This is a genomic window from Streptomyces sp. R35 (assembly GCF_041053035.1).
Classification (GTDB): Bacteria; Actinomycetota; Actinomycetes; order Streptomycetales; family Streptomycetaceae; genus Streptomyces; species Streptomyces lutosisoli.
Window position 1 is genome coordinate 454,925 of the sequence record NZ_CP163440.1, and the last position, 15,703, is coordinate 470,627.

Here is a 15,703-nt window from a genome sequence, read left to right on the forward strand (position 1 = left end):
CGGGGCCCCGCCGCTCAGAGGAATCGGCCGCCGGGGGCGAGCGATGCATGCGCCTTGCGCCCCGGTACGGGACGCTCAGACGTACGGAGCGGCCGGTGGCGCCGCATCGGGTCAGCCGAGGACGTAGGTCTCATCACCGAAGTCAGCGACGATCTTCAACTTGCCGCCGAGCGCCTTGACATGGGCAGGAGCACGACGAGAGCGGCTGAGCCCCGACGCGGCCGGATGAGAGGGTGTCCGCGTGACTGATCCACTGGTGACCGGCGGCGGCCCGGTGCGCACCCGCCTCATGGCGTCCGGGGCGGCCGTGCTGACGGTTGCCGTGGGGCTCGGGGCCAGGGCCGGGATGGAAGGAGACGTCGCCAAGTACTCCGGGGACGCGCTCTACACCACCCTCGTCTACACCCTTGTCGTCCTGGCCGCGCCCCGGGCGAAGCCCTTGACGGCTGCCGGGGTCGCACTGGGGATCAGCTGGGCGGTCGAGTTCCTCCAGCTCAGCGGGGTACCCGCGGAGCTGTCCCGGCGGAGCGTCGTCGCCCACCTCATTCTGGGTTCCACTTTCCATACGCCCGACCTGTTCTGGTACGCCGTCGGAGCCGCGCTCGGCTGGTGCATCCACGCCGCAGGCCGAGGTCAAACGGCGAAGCGGCGCACATAGCACCGCTGCCAGGGGTTTCCGCCGCGCGGCGAGGCATTCTCCAGCACTCGCTGGGTGACCATCGCGACCCAGCAGGCCCACTACCCCTTCTGATCCATCCGTCGGTGACATGACAGAGCGCCCGCACCCCACGGGGCGGATTCCAATGATCGTCGCAACACGTGATCACTGACGTGTGGTGGCGAGCAGTTTAGACAGACGCTCGGCTGGGGTTTCCCAGCCGAGCGTCTTGCGTGGGCGGCTGTTGAGTTCAGCGGCGACGGCATCCAAGTGCTCGCGGGTGTGGACGGCGAGGTCGGTGCCCTTGGGGAAGTACTGCCGCAGCAGGCCGTTGGTGTTCTCGTTCGAGCCGCGCTGCCAGGGACTGGCAGGGTCGCAGAAGTAGACCCGCATGTCCGCAGCCGTGGAGAAGACCTGGTGGCCGGCCATTTCGTTGCCCTGGTCCCAGGTCAGTGACCGTTTCAGGTGGGGCGGGAGCTGCTTGACGGTGTCGGCCAGGGCGAGGTGGAAGCGCTCGGCCCGGTGCCCGTCGGGCAGGTGGACCAGCATCAGGAACCGGGTGGAGCGCTCGACGAGGGTGCCGATCGCGGAGCGGTGGCCGGGGCCGACGATGCAGTCGCCTTCCCAATGCCCGGGGACAGCGCGGTCCTCCGCCTCGGCGGGCCGCTCGCTGATCATCACCATCGGTGCCGTAAAGCGCGGTTGGCGTTTGTTGGACTGCCGGTGCGGCTTGCGCCGCGCCCGCCCCGATCGCAGGGCGCGGGTGAGTTCCCTGCGCAGTTCGCCCCGGCCCTGGACGTAGAGAGCCTGGTAGATGGTCTCGTGTGTCACGTGCATCTCCGGGTCGTCGGGGAAGTCCCGGCGGAGCTGCTGGGCTATCTGTTCGGGGCTCCAGCGGCGTTCGAGTCCCTCTTGGATGTAGTCCCGCAGCCTCGGGCTCTGTCCGATCTTGCCGGGCTTGGGGCGGGGCCGGCGGGCCTCGGCGCGGGCCTGGGCGGCGTGGGGCCGGTAGGTCCACTGGGTCCCACGCCAGAGAGCGCCATTGCGGCGTATCTCCCGGCTGACCGTCGAGGGGCTGCGGCCCAGCTCGGCGGCGATCGCGCGGATGGATGCCTTCTCCCGCAGTCGGTCCGCGATATGGATGCGTTCATCTTCGCGGAGGTAGCGGCCCGCCGACGCAGGGACGGCTGCCCGCTCTGAACGAACGGGCAGCCAGACCCTGCCTCTGTTGACGCGGCCGTTGCGCCATCCCCGGGCAGTCCGGGGATGGACGCCTACGAGTCTCGCCGCCTCTTTGTTGCTGTAGCCCTGTTGCTTCAGCGTCGGCAACGGCGTCGTCTTCCACAGCACGTACAGCGCCGACGGCGCCACGCTCCACTACCAGACCGCCGCCGGCCCCGACACAGGGCGAGCGAGGACGTCGAACGCCCGCGGCAGAAGCCGCCCTATCTGACGGCCGTGACCGGCGTGTTGCAGGGCACCTTCTCACGGCCGATGCCGGACGGAAAGGGCTTCTGGGACAACCAGACCTTCCTCCAGCAGATTGGCCTCACCTGATCCAGCCGATGGCCCGGCACGTACGCAGCGACGTGTTCCCACCGGGCCATCGGCTCATCCTCGTCCGTGACACCCGGAGCCTTCCATGACCCCTTTCGGCGCCCAGTCCGGCGGCTTCGCCGAGCACAAGGCGCAACCCTCGATGCTGTCCCTTGCCGCCTACCGCGCGGCAATCACTCTGGACGATCCCTTCCGACCGGCGGCGATTCCCGCCCCGGCCGACCGGCTGGATGAGCAGGTGCGCTCGGCACTGAGACTGCTCAGCGTCGACCCGGCCGTGCCCCGGCTGGGGCCGCGGGCCGACTCCCTGCGAGGTCCGGTCGGCGTCGACGCGGAGACGGCCCGGCGGATACTGCGCGCCTTGCTGACCACCCGTGCTCCAAGCCCGCTGCCCGAGGGCGCGTCCGACGCTGTGGACGCGGTCCTCGGCGCGGAGCGGCATCTGCGGCCGACCGTCTCGGTGGATCGACTTCCAACAGTCGCAGAGGAGTTCCCCCGCTCCGTCTTCCGAGCGGCGGGTCAGACGGTGCTGTGGCGGGGAGACATCACGACTCTCGCGGCGGACGCCGTCGTCAACGCCGCCAACAGTGCGCTGCTGGGCTGCTTCCACCCTCTGCACACCTGCATCGACAACGCTCTCCACAGCGCCGCCGGCCCCCGTCTGCGCGACGACTGCCACACCATCATCACCCTGCAGGGCGCGTCCGAACCGACCGGCACCGCCAAGATCACCCGCGGGTACCATCTGCCGGCCCGGTACGTCCTGCACACTGTCGGCCCTGTCATCGACGGCCGTCCCCGTGCGAGTGACGCGCAGGCCCTGGCCTCGTCCTACCGGGCTTGCATGGACGTGGCCGCCGAGGTGGAGATGATTCGCACCCTCGCCTTCTGCGCCGTGAGCACCGGGGTCTTCGGTTACCCCAAGGTCGAGGCCGCCCCTGTCGCCCTGCGCACCGTCGCCGACTGGCTCGACGCGCACCCCGGCCGGTTGGACCGCGTCGTCTTCACCGTCTTCGGAGACGAGGACGAACAGGCGTACCGGCGCGCCCTCATCGGCTGAGCGGAACCCGAAGAAGCAACCCGGCGAGCGGGCCACAACGGCGCCCGGACCATGCCCGTCGGCGTTCAGCCGTCGCCTGCACGGGGACGGGTGGCCAGGCAGGGGAGGCGATTCTTCCCATCCCCTTCGGCGCTGATCGTCGCGATGACAGCTCCGTCGCCGACTGGGAGCGGCATGTCAGCGAGCAACGCCCCTGCCATCGGGCAGGGCGTTGCTCGAGATGGTCTGTTTCAGGATGCCTTTTGGTCGGCGGGCTTCTCGATCTCGGTGGTCACCCGTGCCCCTCGGAAGAGCACCGGGAGCCACAGGAGACATGCCAGCAGGGGGACCGCAGCGTAGGTGGCCATGCCCACACTGGAGCCCAGCCCCTCCATGAGCGCGCCGAGGACGAGATAGCCGATGCCGATGAGCGCCGACTCCACGAATGCGATCATCGACAGCAGGCTCGCCCGGTGGCGCGACGGCACTGCCTCGTTGAACACGTTGTCCACGATCACGGCGGTGATCTCGGGAATTCCGACCAGGCCCAGGAACGCGGCGATGGTGACCCAGACAAGGCCGAGGCCGCTCAGGCCGAGCGCCGCGGCGAGCGTCAGGAGAGACACCGGGACGATGACCCGATACCCGATGCGCCGGTCCGCGCGGTCCGACAGCAGCGGAGTGAGCCCGCCAGCGAAGAATCCCGCCGATATGACCACGCTGACCAATGCGGTGCCCGCTCCCTGATCGGAGAGGGTCTTCTGCGTAAAAATGATGTACGGCGTCAAAGTCGCATGCATCAATCCGGACACCACGACAAGCGTCACGAGCGCCGGCGTGGCGACCCGAAGCATCGCCCGCCATGCTGTGGCGTCGCCGTGCTCCTCGGCTCCGTCCTGCTCGTCCACCGCGTCCGCGCCGCGGATCTCGGGCACCCGTGACATCAGCACCACCACGGCCAGGACGAGGCACGCCGCCGAGCCGACGTAGACGACTCCCCAGGAAATCTGCTGCAGTTGGCCGCCGAGGACGATGGCGGCTCCCGAGGTGACCGTCCCGAGCATGGTGAACCGGGACTTGATCTTGACGTAGCTGGCCGTTGCACCACGACGCACGAGCAGGTCGTACAGCAGGGCGGTGTCCGAACCGGACACACATGCCATGCCCACGCCCTGCCCGATGAACAGCGCCAGGAACACCCAGTAGTTGGAGAACGCCACCTGACCGAGCAGACATCCAGCTATCAGCACCTGGCCGATCACGATGCTGGCACGCCTGCCGATTCGGTCGGCGATGACTCCCGTCGGCAACTCCGCAAGTCCGCTGACCAGGTAGAGCAGTGTCTGCAGTAGGGCCACTTGCCCAGCGGAGAAGCCTCGCTGATAAAGGAAGAGGACGAATACGCCGCGCTGGAACAGCGTGTTGGCGAGCACGGCGTATACGTAGAACGGGCGCGTGACACTTCGTGCTGCATTGTCGACTACAGCCGACCCGCCAAGGGCCTCCGTGGTGCCGGTCATGCTGCGGGCTCCCTGGTGACTCCGGTGATCATTAGTGTTGGGCCTCCGCCGCCGACCGGAACCTCCAGTCCATACTTCGCGCAGGATATTGGGCGGTGTCTCAGCCCGATGATCATGAGAGTGTCCCGTGCCTGCTGTTGCATCTTCCCCTATCCCTGCCGTGCTGGAGAACCTGGGTCCGCTGGACGAGGGCAGGGTCGCTGACCTGCGCGTTCACCTCGGGGCGGTTCCGGATCCGCGATCACGGCAACATCCGAGATGTAACCTTCGCCGAGGACGCCTCCCGCATGCACACCGGCACCGCACCCCGCGCCATGGCCACCTTCCGCAACCTCGCCACCGGCGCCCTGAAGATCCTGGGAGCCGACAACATTGCCAAGACCACCCGAGCCATCCGCGACGAACCCACACGAGCCCTCACAATCCTCGGCATCCCCAACACCCAGACCAATCACGGAACTTGAAACCGCCCTGGCTCATCCACGGACGGGGGATGCGGCGTCGCTGAGACCGCTCGACCGTCCCCGCCCCCCGAAGTCACTCATGTGGCCATGTTGCCGGGACTGCCCTGACCGGTGCCCCCGGGGCACTGTTCGCCACCGTCCTCTCCCTGGCCGACGGCAACATCGACCAAGCCCGCCAGCTCGTCGGCTTCATCGCCGAGCACGGCACCGGCATCCAGCGCCGTGCCTACGCCATCCGCCTGCTCACCCTCGCCCAGCACAACCGCGAACTCGCGCCCGCAGAAGAACTCGCCAACCGCATCGATCCTGACAACATCTCCCGACAGGGCCCTCGAAGCGGACGGAGAGCTTGCCGAAGCGGGGTAGCCACCGCTCGTTTGCGTTTTAGGCGGTCGATCCCGCACTCGACCGCGTGGCAGGCCTTGTAGTCCTCGCGGTCGAAGGCGGGAGGGTGCCCGCCGCTGCTGCCGCGGCGCTTGTGGTGGCCGGCCTGGTCCGCTGGTTCCGGAATGGTGCAGCGGATCCTGCGCCGATGTAAGTAGGCCCGGTTGGCGCGCGAGCAGTACGCCCTTGCCACCCCGAACCCTCAGCGGCCGTCCACGACGTCGCCCCGTCCCGGGTCGCAGCACGCGGATGGCCTCCAGGCGGGAGAAGCCCGGCGACGTCGAACCATCCGTCGAGGTAGTTCGCTTTCACGTGGAGTTCCGCCTGACGCCAACCCGCATCTGATGATCCATCATGTTTCGGGCTATCGGGTCATTCTCGTTACGGCAAGACAGGGAAATTCCGTTTGCTGCACAGACCGCAGCACCGGAAGGAAGGATCACTACCGCTAAAGATTCGAAACATGCCGCCGACCTGCCGAGTCGGATGCATCCGAGTATGGTCGATATGTGAGCAAATCGGGGGAAACCTCTGAGTCAACTGGAGGTAGCCATGGCTTGGGAAGCTGGCTGGTACTGGCTGCCGGCTGGAGGGTCGGACACGTATTGGGTGTCATGGGGTGACACATGGCAGGGCGTTCAGTTCATCGCGGCAGAACCCCGCGGCGTCGGGCAGGATCCGAAGATGGATGTTACTAGCTACGGTATTCAGAGCATCCCGCAATTCGGTGCCCCTCCGCGCACTTCCTACTGGGTGACCGTTGTGAACTCCGGCGCCTCTGACTCGAATTTTGTCCTTCGCGGGCAGAGAGTGGATTAGGGAGGATTCGGCCATGGAGCGTGTACTGCGAACATCCAAGCTGCTCGTTGTGGCCGACGAGTCCGGAAACATCGTGTCGGCGGCATGGCCCGGCGTTCAGTCTGAGGGCGCCCCACCGCAGACCGGGGTTGTTCTGTCGGAAGGCAGAGTCGCTCACGAGGTGGACCTGCCGGATGAGTTGTACGAAGCGGCCCGGCCCGACCTCTCCGGCTACCGTCTGCGCATCGACGCCGGCGGCTCGGCCGCAATCGAGAGAAGCCCAGGGGCTTGAGCTCCCGACGCGACTCCGGAGGGAGCGCGGCATGGGCCGGTCGGCAACGCATCGGCGGTAATCGACGTCTCCTGGCGGGTGCTGCGGGTCGAGATCGCGGCCTCCTCCTCGGACTGCAGGGTGAGGGCGCGCAGCTGGTCGCGGTGAGCCGCGACGCACTCCTCAACCGCCTGCCCGAGGTTCTGCCACAGATGGAACCGGTCTGCGACCAGCAGGGCATCCATAGCGCCGAGCGCGGCGCCCCCACCCCGCTGCCAGACCCAGGGCATTGGCCATTCGCGCCCCGGCACGGCCGGCCAACGCGAGCGCGATCCGGTCGAGCAAGGCGCCGAGTCGATCAGTAACGCGGGCGTATGGGCTGGTCAACCCTGGTATCTGCTCAGCGAATGTGCGCTTGAGACAGGCGCCGTCAGCGCATGCGAAGCGCCTCACCGAGAACAGGATCCGTACCGCGTGCCCAGCCAGCGGAAGATCCTGCAAGCGACGCTCGCAGCGGTCTTGCACGCGTATCGACGCCCGGCTGCAGGCCGGACACGAGCCCGCGTCACGGCTGCCGCTCAGTCGCACCACCATCCCGCACGCGCCGTGCACCGCCGTGGTGGCCAGTACCTCGACTCCCTTGAACAGCGCATCCTGCCACGCGAGTTCGTCATGGTTCATGCCCTGGACGTCGACGCCGACGGCACAGTTCAGCCCGCCCCACCGGGACATGACGGTGCGTCATAACCGGCGTACCACGGCGGGGCATACCCCGGCTCACGGTCCGGAATCGAACGCCCCCACCACGGACCGCGCCCCCTCGGTGATCGCTGCCAGAACCCGCCGAACAACGTCACCGCCAGCCCGGGTCCGCAGCCGGGAGCCGAGCCAGAGCCGCTGGGGTCTGATGTCTGGCGTCAAGGGCCTGGTGTCAGGTGTCAGGTGTCAGGTGTCAGGTGTCAGGCTGAGCGTGGGACTGCGATCTTGGCGGCGAGGGTGAAGCCTGAGCCGGCGAGGGTCACGGCCGTGCCCAGCGCTTCGAGCTGGCCGGGCATCACCAGCAGGACGGCGATGGCTCCCAGGAGTGCGGCGACGGCGATCACCACGGCGGCCACCGCGTTTGCCACGGGAAGCTGCGCCACGGCGGCGGGGCGTTCGTCACGTGCTGGTGCGGCAGGGGGACGGTGTATGTCGGGCAGGCGGGTCCTCATCATGTTTCCTCTCGTGTCAGCCCAGGTGAGACGGTCAGGCAGTCAACCGTGCACGTGCGGTAGCAGCCGCATATGCGTGTTCCCAGAGATGCCCTGCCGACGGCACGTCAGAACGTGGCTGAGAGAGAAGACATGCAGGTGCGGGAGGCGTATCTGCCGCATCCTGCGTGCGGCCTCTACGACAGTGGCCCCGCCGGATCGGGATCCGGCGGGGCCACACACGTCTGTTCGGGGGCTGCTGACACTCCCCCTGCGGGCCTGCTGCTACAGGCCGGCAACCTCTGTTCCACCTGGGCTGACAGGAAAACGGAGGACCAACTCGGGCCAACTTAACCAAGTTGGTAACCAACTCTTACGGATAGTGTCCCCACTCCACCGGGATCCATAAACCTGTCCCGCACGACTCCCCGCCCATGGAACGAAGTTCACGGCCGGCAATCCGCACTCCAGCAAGGGCCGGACCCCGCACCTGGCGGACCGAAACCGGCACGGACAGCACCACACAACACCAGCCAGCGACGATCCACCACCCCGCCACCGACCCTTACTCAACTCCCCCAAATAGGAGGAAATACGGACGGGTCTCATGCTGCATTCCACCGCCCGCGCGGCGAGACGTCTCCCGGCAGGACCCGCGCCATGACCCGGCCCGGTCGGAAACCGGCAAGACCACACACTGCGCGGCCGGCCGCCCTCTGTCGCTACGGGCCGGCTGCCACCGACTGCCGGGCTCCCCTCATGCCCGAACCGGCCGGAAAACGGATGACCACATTCACCCAACTCCACCAAGTTGGCAGCCAACCCCCGGAGTCGTCACCCCAGCCTCACCGGGACCCGGCACGCCACACGACTCCCCCGCCCGCAGCGACGTTCACACCCAGCAGCCGGCACCCCGGAAACGGCGCGACACCGCACCCCGGAGACGAAAACACGGCAGCACCCACGGCTTCGCCACACACAAAAGACACCGACCAGCACGCCCTGCTCGGCCAAGTCGCCAGCGCCTGCCCGGAAATGACAGCCCTCGCGACCCAGATCCGCGCCTTCGCCGACCTGTTGGTCCCGGCCGACGGCAATGATGAAGCCCCGACCAGCTGGATCCTTGACGTCCGCGCGGCCGATCTGCCGCTCCTGCACTCCTTCACGAACGGCCTCGAACGTGACCGCGCCGCCGTCGATGCCGCCCTGCCCCCGCCCCACCACAACGGCCGGACCGAAGGCGTCAACAACAAGATCAAACTGCTCAAACGCCCGACCTACGAACGCGCCGGACACGCACTCCCCGCCAGCTCATCCGGCTCAACTGCCTGCCGGACTCAGGCGATCAACGCCTACGAAAATCGTGGAAGACCCAAGAAAAAGACACCCCCGCTCAGTCGTCGTGTCGTCGAATGCAGTCGAAGGTCTTTGGGATCTGATCGTGCCAGGATGCCGGGGACACGACCGCCAGCACATCGACGGGCAGGAGCCAGCCATGATCAGCGGTGCACATGTCATCCTCTACAGCCAGGACGCCGAGGCGGACCGCGCCTTCATCCGTGACGTCCTCGACTTTCCCGGCGTCGACGCGGGCGGCGGCTGGCTCATCTTCAAGCTGCCCCCGGCCGAGATCGCCGTGCACCCGACCGACGGCCCGCCCCAGCACGAGTTCTACCTGATGTGCGACGACCTTGATTCCCAGCTCGGCGAGTTCCGCGCGCGGGGCGTCGAAATCACCCGCCCGATCAGCGAACAGCGCTGGGGCAAACTGACTGCGATCCGGCTCCCCAGCGGCGCCGAACTCCCGCTGTACGAACCGCTGCACCCCATCGCCCACAGCCTATGACCCCACAGCACTCAGCTCAGCGAGACGAATCTCAGGGTGACCGCGGAGCCTTTTCGGCGGCGCCGCCACAACAGGCAGGCCGTCCGCATGGGAATCACGTTCGTAGCGGTTCGGAACAGTCCGGCCCATCACGCGACACTCGGACGTTATGTCATCGAACTTCATCACCGCAGGTCAAGACGCCGTGATCGACCGACTTCGATGACACCGGTCAGCCGCCCAGCACGTGACGCGACGAAAATCCGACAGCTTCAATGCGACAGAACAGGCCTGCCCTCAACAGCACGGTGCTCCCGCCGACACGTCGACGGGAGCACACCCGCAAAGGCTTCATTCAAACGAGGTTCGGCAGCGACCTGCGGATCTCAGCCCCGCGTCGGATCCGGCTCCGATCCGACATCGACATCGACATCGACAATGACATCGACAATGACATTCCGACACGAAATCCGAGACTCTACAAGGGGATCAGGCCGCGAACCCGACGTTGGTCACATACTCGTACTCGCCCCACTGGGAACCCAAGTCGATGACCGCGTCGTTGACCCAGGCATCGTCGAGTGCTTCGTCGTCGTCCTCGACCCAGGCCAGCACAATGCGGTCCCAGTGACGGACATTGAGCGTGCGGTACTCGATCACCCGCTGACGCGGCCTCGGAACCTGGGACTGGTTCAGCGGGTGGAACTCCACACGGGTGCCACGACCCTCACGATTCAGGCGGGCAAGCAAGTACCGGGCCACGTTGTGCCGTCGCACAGTACGGTAAGCGGCCTCGATCCTGTCGAGGTTCTTCGCCGACGGACTCCGCCTGCCATCCAGCCACGCCTTCAACGTGCGCTCCGTGACGGTCAGACCCGCATCGCGGGCAGCAGCGCGGGCATGGTCGCTGCGGGTGAGGTAGTGCAGCCGGGCCAGCAGACCACGCCGCACCGTGACCGGAGTGGCGACAAAGCCGGCGAGTGCGTCGAGCCGACGGGCCACCGCCTCATGCCCTTTAAGACCACGAGCCCCGTATTTCCCGAACTCGACATTCCTCTCCGGCACCTCGCCCCCTCAGCCTGCTCGTCATTGACGGTCACTCAAGCCCACCTACCACAGAACAAATCAAGAATACCGGAATTCGGGATACCGCAAGAACAGCATCCCCAACTCCGGGAGTGCCAGGATGCAGCAGAATCTCACCGGCCACTGCAAACCGATGTCACGCATCCGGTGAAGCTACACAACCGCCCGCTCAGCCCGCGCAATCGGGCCCAGCAGCCCCTTCGACGGTGCTGCACCGGAAGCAAGCCGCAGCCCCCCACGGCGCGAGCCGTGACCATGAGCGGCACTCCCCCAGTCCCGCGGGACAGCGAGGACACCGTGTTGCGCGAGTGCCTCGAAGACGCCCTCGGCGCCGGCACACCGATCTCCATCGGACCCAATACCGCCACTGAGCCCTTTCCAACCTGCTGGCTGTGACTGAGCGTCGTTGCGCGGGCGGTCGGCCACGACACCTGGTCACATATCCGGCAGAAGAAGCCAGACTTCGGAGAAGGCCAGGCCGTGCTCGTGGGTCACCACCCCGCACGGGCAGCCCAGCGAGATCAGACGCCAGTCGCAGGTCACGGTCCACGGGCCGGCCTTACCCCCGCACGCCGGCAGGCGACGGTCTCAGCCGTCCACACCCCGAAAGCGGGTCTGCCATACCGACGGAAGCGGCCCGCGTACCGGAGCTGCCAGGGCTCGACCGGCGGCGTGAGCGGGACGGTCCCGGGCAGGCTCGCCGAGGCCAGCACGGCGAACAGCGCGATCAAATCGGGGAGCAGGGCCTCGCCAGCCTCCGTCGGCGGCACGGCCAAGCCCTCTGCCGTCCCCGCCGGGGTCCCGTATCTCGGGGCCGCCGCCGCGGCCGGCGGGTTCGGGGTCGCGTACCAAGGCAGGAAAGCGCGGGCCACGGCGGCCAAGAGGGCGGCTGCCGGCGGGCTGACGGTGCCTGCGTCAAGGTGATAGAGGGTCGTGCGCAGGAGGCGTTGGAGTCGCCGGTCCCGGTCCGTGGCCAGCGTCCGTACGGTCGCAGCCCGCCGGGCCGGGAGCGGAGCCACGAGACGGCCCAGGACAGCCGCCGCTGCCTCGCAGTCCGCCGCGGCCGGACACCACTCCCCTGCGGCCAGGAACCCCCGCGCCCGCCCAGCCTCACGGGCCAGGGCACGCGTCTGCAGCGGCCCCAAGCCGAAGACCGCCCCCTGAGTCTCATCCCCGCTCGTCATGACCCACTCCCCCTCCCCCTCGTTCCCGCGGCCGCCGCGATACACCCGCGCGCCCGCCCCGAGCACCGGTGAACATCCCCTCACACAAGCAGATTGGCTCTTTTGGAGCCGATGAAGTGCGCACCAGACCGCGTGCCCCTCCCCGACTCACACCGGCTTCCCAACGAGGAGGTTCCATCTTGAATTTGCTGGTCACGGGGCTGGTGTGGGTCGAGTCGGTGCTACTCATACCGGTCGGGGTTGTGATCGGCAGCAGGTGACCGTCCGTCGTGGGGCGGTTTGCCGGAACCAGCTGTGGTGGCTGTAATCGCCGCCTACTGTCCGCTGGGCCCGGGGAGTTCGTGGGCCGGGGGGAACGTGCCGTGCGAGCTAATACCCATGGATGTGCGACTTCGCCCTCCTTCACTTCCTTCAGCACCTCTGTAAGCATTTAGGTCGACCTGGCCGCCGGACAAGGGGAGTCCGTCATGAAATCCGTTGTCGGGCTCATTCCGGTCCTGCTGTCCGCAGTACTCGTCAGCGGGTGCAGCAGCACCAGCGGCTCGGGCGAAGCAAGCGGCTCGGGTAGGTCATCCGGGACTCCGACGACCACGGCATCGGCACGGATCCCGGGCTGCGCACCGGCGTGCCTCTCAGGGGGTTCGGATCCCGGAAGCCTGTCGGCGGGCCCGTACCGGACTTCACACTTCTTCAACGGGCAGCTGACGGTAATATTCAAAGGCCAGTGGGAGAGCCATGAGGACCAGCCCGTCGAGTTCTCCGTGGCGCCGGAGGGCAACTGGGATACGCACCGGGTCCTGTTCTGGTCCGACATCATCCCCGTGGGCAAGGACCGGAAGCGTGCCGCCGGAGTGCCCAGCACCGCATCAGGGCTTCTGGCCTGGCTCAGGAGCCGCCCCAACCTACAGGTCTCCGAACCTCGCAGCGGCACGATCGGCACCGGCGCGCTCCCGGCGAAGGTGGTCGACATCGCGATCTCCGGCAAGGCGGTGAACGAAGCCTCCGACTGCCCGGCGCGGGCCTGCGCGGACTTCCTGACCTGGCCGAATTCCGGCGACAATATCTACGGTCTCGCGGAGCCAGCGGTGCTGCGGCTGTACCTGTCCGATGTCAGGTACGGGGGCAGAAGCCATCTGTTCGCCATCGGGATCGAAGGCCAGGACCAGACCGACCTCAAGGCCTTCCTGCCCGATGCGGAGCAGCTCATCGCCAGTGCCAGCGCACCAATCAACCCAGCCTGAGCAGCTGTTGGGGCTCCTTGAAAATCGCTCCGTCCGCAGTTCCGTGAGCATCGAAGTCGGAGGTGCCCACGGCTGCGTCCTTCTACCCACCACCTCAAGCCAGATGTCTTGTTCGACTGCAGGTTGTCGACTTGGACCGCGGTGTAGGACCGGCTTGTTGACGGTAGGTCAGGGGACGGCTGGCAAGTGACACTTCGCGCGGCCTCTCTACACCATCGCCGAGCGACCCCCGGCAATGCCACCGCACCCCCGAATATGACGACGGCCAGTCCTGCGCCGTACAGGGGCAACCATTGTGTAGTCAGGTCCGCCCGCGGTTTGGTGCACCGGATCATGCGGCCTTGTGGTTGACCGAACGGCGGGGCCGTCTGCAGCCGCGCGAGATCAACGACCGGTTCACCGTCTACCGCAACGCGATCGGCCTGCCGCCGGAGTTGACCCCGCACTCGCTCAGGCATAGCCACGTCACGCATCAGATTGCCGAAAGCCCGCCCGGCATCCCTCAAAGGCGCCCGGCGGGCCCGACTCCGGGAGCCTCAGCCTGGCACCGCCTCCCGTAGAGAGGCGAGCAGTTCTGTGCCGTCGGGGACACCCAGGCCCGTACAGGCATCCCAGCCGGGGGCGGCACGGAAGTCACCGTTCGTACCCACAGTGATGTCACGGAATCCGCGCGGGGTGTGTCCGGGCGTGGCGTTGGCGTACAGCAGGGGCTGGAGCATGCCGAGCGGATGGCCGAGCGCCTCGACGAGTCGGCAGGTCAGGGCAGCCCAGAGCGGGGCGACGGCGCTGGTGCCGCCGATGACCAGGCGTTGACCGTCCACCAGCACTTCGTAACCGGTGGCCGGGTCAGCGACGCCCGAAACATCCGGTACACCGCGGCCCGGAGCACCTCCGTTGTGCGGAACGCCAACGGTGGTCTGCCAGGCCGGAAGGCTGAACGCTTCGCTGACCCCGCCGCCGGTGGCGCCATCTCCGTCGCCGCCCCACACTCTCTCGCTGCTCACGGCACCAGTGTCAGGGTCGGCGTCCAGACGGGTACCTCCGCAGGCCAGCGCATGCGGGCTGGACGCCGGGAAGTCGGTGTGCGCCAGACCATCGCCGACCCCGTCGTCACTGCCGTCGTCACCGGCCGCGACACACACCGTCACACCGAGCGCCGCGGCGTCGGCGAGCGCCTCGTCGAACACCGCGCGGGCCTGGTCCGTCCAGAAGATCTCCGGTGCGCCCCAGCTGATGCTCAACGCGGCCGGCGTCGGGGTGGCGTGCACCGCAGCGCTCACCGCATCGACAAAGCCTTGGTCGTCGTTGTGCGCGAAGTACACCTGCTGGTGGGCGCCGGGTGCCAACGCGCCCGCGACCTGAATGTCCAGCAGCACCTCCCCGTCGGCGCCGTCCGGGTCTGCGCCCGGCACATTGCGGCCGGTTCCGACACTCACCATGGTCACCCGGGGCGTCGGCACGCCCAGGGAGGTGAAGTACGTCTCCAGTTCGGCCGGGTCGGCGCCACCGCCCAGTTCGATGATCGCCAGCGTCTGGCCGCTGCCGTCGGTGCCGGGAGGGAACCGGTACACCTTGGAGAGCTGATTCGGTTTGTAGGAGATCTGGCGCCCCCTAGCCCGTGCGCGCCGCAGACGGGGACGGGCTTGCGGCCGGTCGTCCAGTCCGAGCACCGCAACGACCACACCGTCCAGCTCTTCGGGCACACGCAACGGGCCCTCGCGATGGCGGTGCTCGATGGGCGCACCGCCGGTCGGGTCCGGGCTGGAAACCCGGGACAGCTGGGTCCCGAACACCGCGGCCATCTCGTCCGCAGTGCCCGTCACCTTGGCGCGCCGGGAGGCCAGATCGACATCGGTGACCCGAAGACCTTGGCGGCCCAGCACATCGCGCACCAGGTTTGCATCGGCCGGGTCGGCACCGTACCGCTCGGCCAGCTCGGCCTGCGAAATCGTCTCGGTCCCCACGATCAGATCGCGCGGAACCTCCGCTCGACGGCGCAGCATGACCGTGGCCTCGATCGGCGTCGAGCCATCGACGGGCCCTACGTAGAGCGCCCTGGGCGCGGCCGAGCGCTCACTCCCGGGAATGGCGGAAAATCGTTCGTTCATGGCACAAAGTATCGACACAACTACTGTCAGTCCGCACATCGAGCAGCGCTACGAGCCACGACGGCGGCGCGGGCGGCCTGCTGCTGTTCCAGTAGCTGGATCTCAAGATCGGCAACACGCTTGTCGGCGAACCACAGGTTGGAGCGGGCTCCTTCGAGTCGTTCCTGGAGTGAGGTTCCCTTCGTAGCGTGGAGTCCGTGACAGCAGGGGATGTTGGTCGTCATGGCGGAGAAGCGTCGCAAGTTCACGGCGGAGTTTCGTGAGGGGGCGGTACGCATCGCGACGGGGACGGGAAAGCCGGTCCCCGAGGTCGCGAAGGACCTAGGACGTGCAGTGCACCAACCCGTCCGCCCTTGCCGAGCTCATGACCATCTTCCC

Annotated in this window: 14 protein-coding genes and 1 pseudogene; 7 read left to right on the forward strand and 8 right to left on the reverse strand. The window is 67.6% G+C overall.

Annotated elements, in window-relative coordinates; genetic code table 11:
- Positions 1-289: 289 nt before the first annotated feature.
- Positions 290-658, forward strand: coding sequence for a DUF2809 domain-containing protein (locus AB5J50_RS02340; RefSeq protein WP_369265281.1), 369 nt, complete (start codon positions 290-292; stop codon positions 656-658).
- A gap of 165 nt (positions 659-823) precedes the next feature.
- On the opposite strand, the gene AB5J50_RS02345 is transcribed toward AB5J50_RS02340, so the two are convergent.
- Positions 824-1,870, reverse strand: coding sequence for an IS30 family transposase (locus AB5J50_RS02345; RefSeq protein ID WP_369265282.1), 1,047 nt, complete (start codon positions 1,868-1,870; stop codon positions 824-826).
- Positions 1,871-2,300: 430 nt separating this feature from the next.
- Between AB5J50_RS02345 and AB5J50_RS02350 the strand changes: the two genes are divergently transcribed.
- On the forward strand, positions 2,301-3,275 hold the full coding sequence (locus AB5J50_RS02350) for a protein-ADP-ribose hydrolase (protein ID WP_369254411.1): 975 nt from the start codon (positions 2,301-2,303) through the stop codon (positions 3,273-3,275).
- A 230-nt stretch (positions 3,276-3,505) separates the two neighbouring features.
- On the opposite strand, the gene AB5J50_RS02355 is transcribed toward AB5J50_RS02350, so the two are convergent.
- The gene (locus tag AB5J50_RS02355; protein WP_369254413.1) at positions 3,506-4,774 is read right to left on the reverse strand and encodes an MFS transporter; all 1,269 of its coding nucleotides are present in this window, start codon (positions 4,772-4,774) and stop codon (positions 3,506-3,508) included.
- 287 nt (positions 4,775-5,061) lie between these two features.
- On the opposite strand from AB5J50_RS02355, the gene AB5J50_RS02360 reads away from it, so the two are divergent.
- Both AB5J50_RS02360 and AB5J50_RS02365 read left to right on the forward strand, forming a co-directional pair.
- Positions 5,062-5,238 (forward strand): hypothetical protein, encoded by a 177-nt coding sequence (locus AB5J50_RS02360; RefSeq protein ID WP_369254415.1) that lies wholly within the window; start codon positions 5,062-5,064, stop codon positions 5,236-5,238.
- Positions 5,239-6,454: 1,216 nt separating this feature from the next.
- Positions 6,455-6,712 (forward strand): hypothetical protein, encoded by a 258-nt coding sequence (locus AB5J50_RS02365; RefSeq protein WP_369254417.1) that lies wholly within the window; start codon positions 6,455-6,457, stop codon positions 6,710-6,712.
- Between the two features lie 162 nt (positions 6,713-6,874).
- Here the strand turns inward: AB5J50_RS02365 and AB5J50_RS02370 are convergent, their stop codons facing one another.
- Positions 6,875-7,423 (reverse strand): transposase family protein, encoded by a 549-nt coding sequence (locus AB5J50_RS02370; RefSeq protein WP_369254419.1) that lies wholly within the window; start codon positions 7,421-7,423, stop codon positions 6,875-6,877.
- A gap of 227 nt (positions 7,424-7,650) precedes the next feature.
- The gene (locus AB5J50_RS02375; protein ID WP_369254421.1) at positions 7,651-7,818 is read right to left on the reverse strand and encodes a hypothetical protein; all 168 of its coding nucleotides are present in this window, start codon (positions 7,816-7,818) and stop codon (positions 7,651-7,653) included.
- A gap of 1,041 nt (positions 7,819-8,859) precedes the next feature.
- On the opposite strand from AB5J50_RS02375, the pseudogene AB5J50_RS02380 reads away from it, so the two are divergent.
- Together AB5J50_RS02380 and AB5J50_RS02385 are read left to right on the forward strand one after the other, a co-directional pair.
- Positions 8,860-9,174 (forward strand): annotated as a pseudogene (locus AB5J50_RS02380) (transposase); the annotation flags it as partial.
- A 202-nt stretch (positions 9,175-9,376) separates the two neighbouring features.
- Positions 9,377-9,727: a VOC family protein gene (locus AB5J50_RS02385; RefSeq protein WP_369254422.1), complete on the forward strand. Its 351-nt coding sequence runs from the start codon at positions 9,377-9,379 to the stop codon at positions 9,725-9,727.
- A gap of 468 nt (positions 9,728-10,195) precedes the next feature.
- Here the strand turns inward: AB5J50_RS02385 and AB5J50_RS02390 are convergent, their stop codons facing one another.
- Both AB5J50_RS02390 and AB5J50_RS02395 read right to left on the reverse strand, forming a co-directional pair.
- Positions 10,196-10,771, reverse strand: a complete 576-nt coding sequence (locus AB5J50_RS02390) for a transcriptional regulator (RefSeq protein ID WP_369254424.1) — start codon at positions 10,769-10,771, stop codon at positions 10,196-10,198.
- A 560-nt stretch (positions 10,772-11,331) separates the two neighbouring features.
- Positions 11,332-11,976, reverse strand: a complete 645-nt coding sequence (locus AB5J50_RS02395; protein ID WP_369254426.1) for a hypothetical protein — start codon at positions 11,974-11,976, stop codon at positions 11,332-11,334.
- Positions 11,977-12,443: 467 nt separating this feature from the next.
- Here AB5J50_RS02395 and AB5J50_RS02400 point away from each other — a divergent pair, with 467 nt between their 5' ends.
- Positions 12,444-13,217 carry a hypothetical protein gene (locus tag AB5J50_RS02400; RefSeq protein WP_369254428.1) on the forward strand — a complete coding sequence of 258 codons (774 nt, stop codon included), beginning with the start codon at positions 12,444-12,446 and terminating at the stop codon, positions 13,215-13,217.
- Positions 13,218-13,753: 536 nt separating this feature from the next.
- Here the strand turns inward: AB5J50_RS02400 and AB5J50_RS02405 are convergent.
- Both AB5J50_RS02405 and AB5J50_RS02410 read right to left on the reverse strand, forming a co-directional pair.
- Complete coding sequence (locus tag AB5J50_RS02405; protein ID WP_369254430.1) at positions 13,754-15,325, reverse strand: protease pro-enzyme activation domain-containing protein; 1,572 nt, start codon at positions 15,323-15,325, stop codon at positions 13,754-13,756.
- 26 nt (positions 15,326-15,351) lie between these two features.
- The gene (locus AB5J50_RS02410) at positions 15,352-15,549 is read right to left on the reverse strand and encodes a hypothetical protein (RefSeq protein WP_369254432.1); all 198 of its coding nucleotides are present in this window, start codon (positions 15,547-15,549) and stop codon (positions 15,352-15,354) included.
- Between the last annotated feature and the right edge of the window lie 154 nt (positions 15,550-15,703).

Excerpts from the sequence above, each read along its gene's own strand:
- AB5J50_RS02340 (WP_369265281.1), top strand. The coding sequence starts at position 290 with ATGGCGTCCGGGGCGGCCGTGCTGACGGTTGCCGTGGGGCTCGGGGCC.
- AB5J50_RS02350 (WP_369254411.1), top strand. The coding sequence starts at position 2,301 with ATGACCCCTTTCGGCGCCCAGTCCGGCGGCTTCGCCGAGCACAAGGCG.
- AB5J50_RS02355 (WP_369254413.1), bottom strand. The coding sequence starts at position 4,774 with ATGACCGGCACCACGGAGGCCCTTGGCGGGTCGGCTGTAGTCGACAAT.
- AB5J50_RS02360 (WP_369254415.1), top strand. The coding sequence starts at position 5,062 with ATGCACACCGGCACCGCACCCCGCGCCATGGCCACCTTCCGCAACCTC.
- AB5J50_RS02365 (WP_369254417.1), top strand. The coding sequence starts at position 6,455 with ATGGAGCGTGTACTGCGAACATCCAAGCTGCTCGTTGTGGCCGACGAG.
- AB5J50_RS02370 (WP_369254419.1), bottom strand. The coding sequence starts at position 7,423 with ATGTCCCGGTGGGGCGGGCTGAACTGTGCCGTCGGCGTCGACGTCCAG.
- AB5J50_RS02385 (WP_369254422.1), top strand. The coding sequence starts at position 9,377 with ATGATCAGCGGTGCACATGTCATCCTCTACAGCCAGGACGCCGAGGCG.
- AB5J50_RS02395 (WP_369254426.1), bottom strand. The coding sequence starts at position 11,976 with ATGACGAGCGGGGATGAGACTCAGGGGGCGGTCTTCGGCTTGGGGCCG.
- AB5J50_RS02400 (WP_369254428.1), top strand. The coding sequence starts at position 12,444 with ATGAAATCCGTTGTCGGGCTCATTCCGGTCCTGCTGTCCGCAGTACTC.
- AB5J50_RS02405 (WP_369254430.1), bottom strand. The coding sequence starts at position 15,325 with ATGAACGAACGATTTTCCGCCATTCCCGGGAGTGAGCGCTCGGCCGCG.
- AB5J50_RS02410 (WP_369254432.1), bottom strand. The coding sequence starts at position 15,549 with ATGACGACCAACATCCCCTGCTGTCACGGACTCCACGCTACGAAGGGA.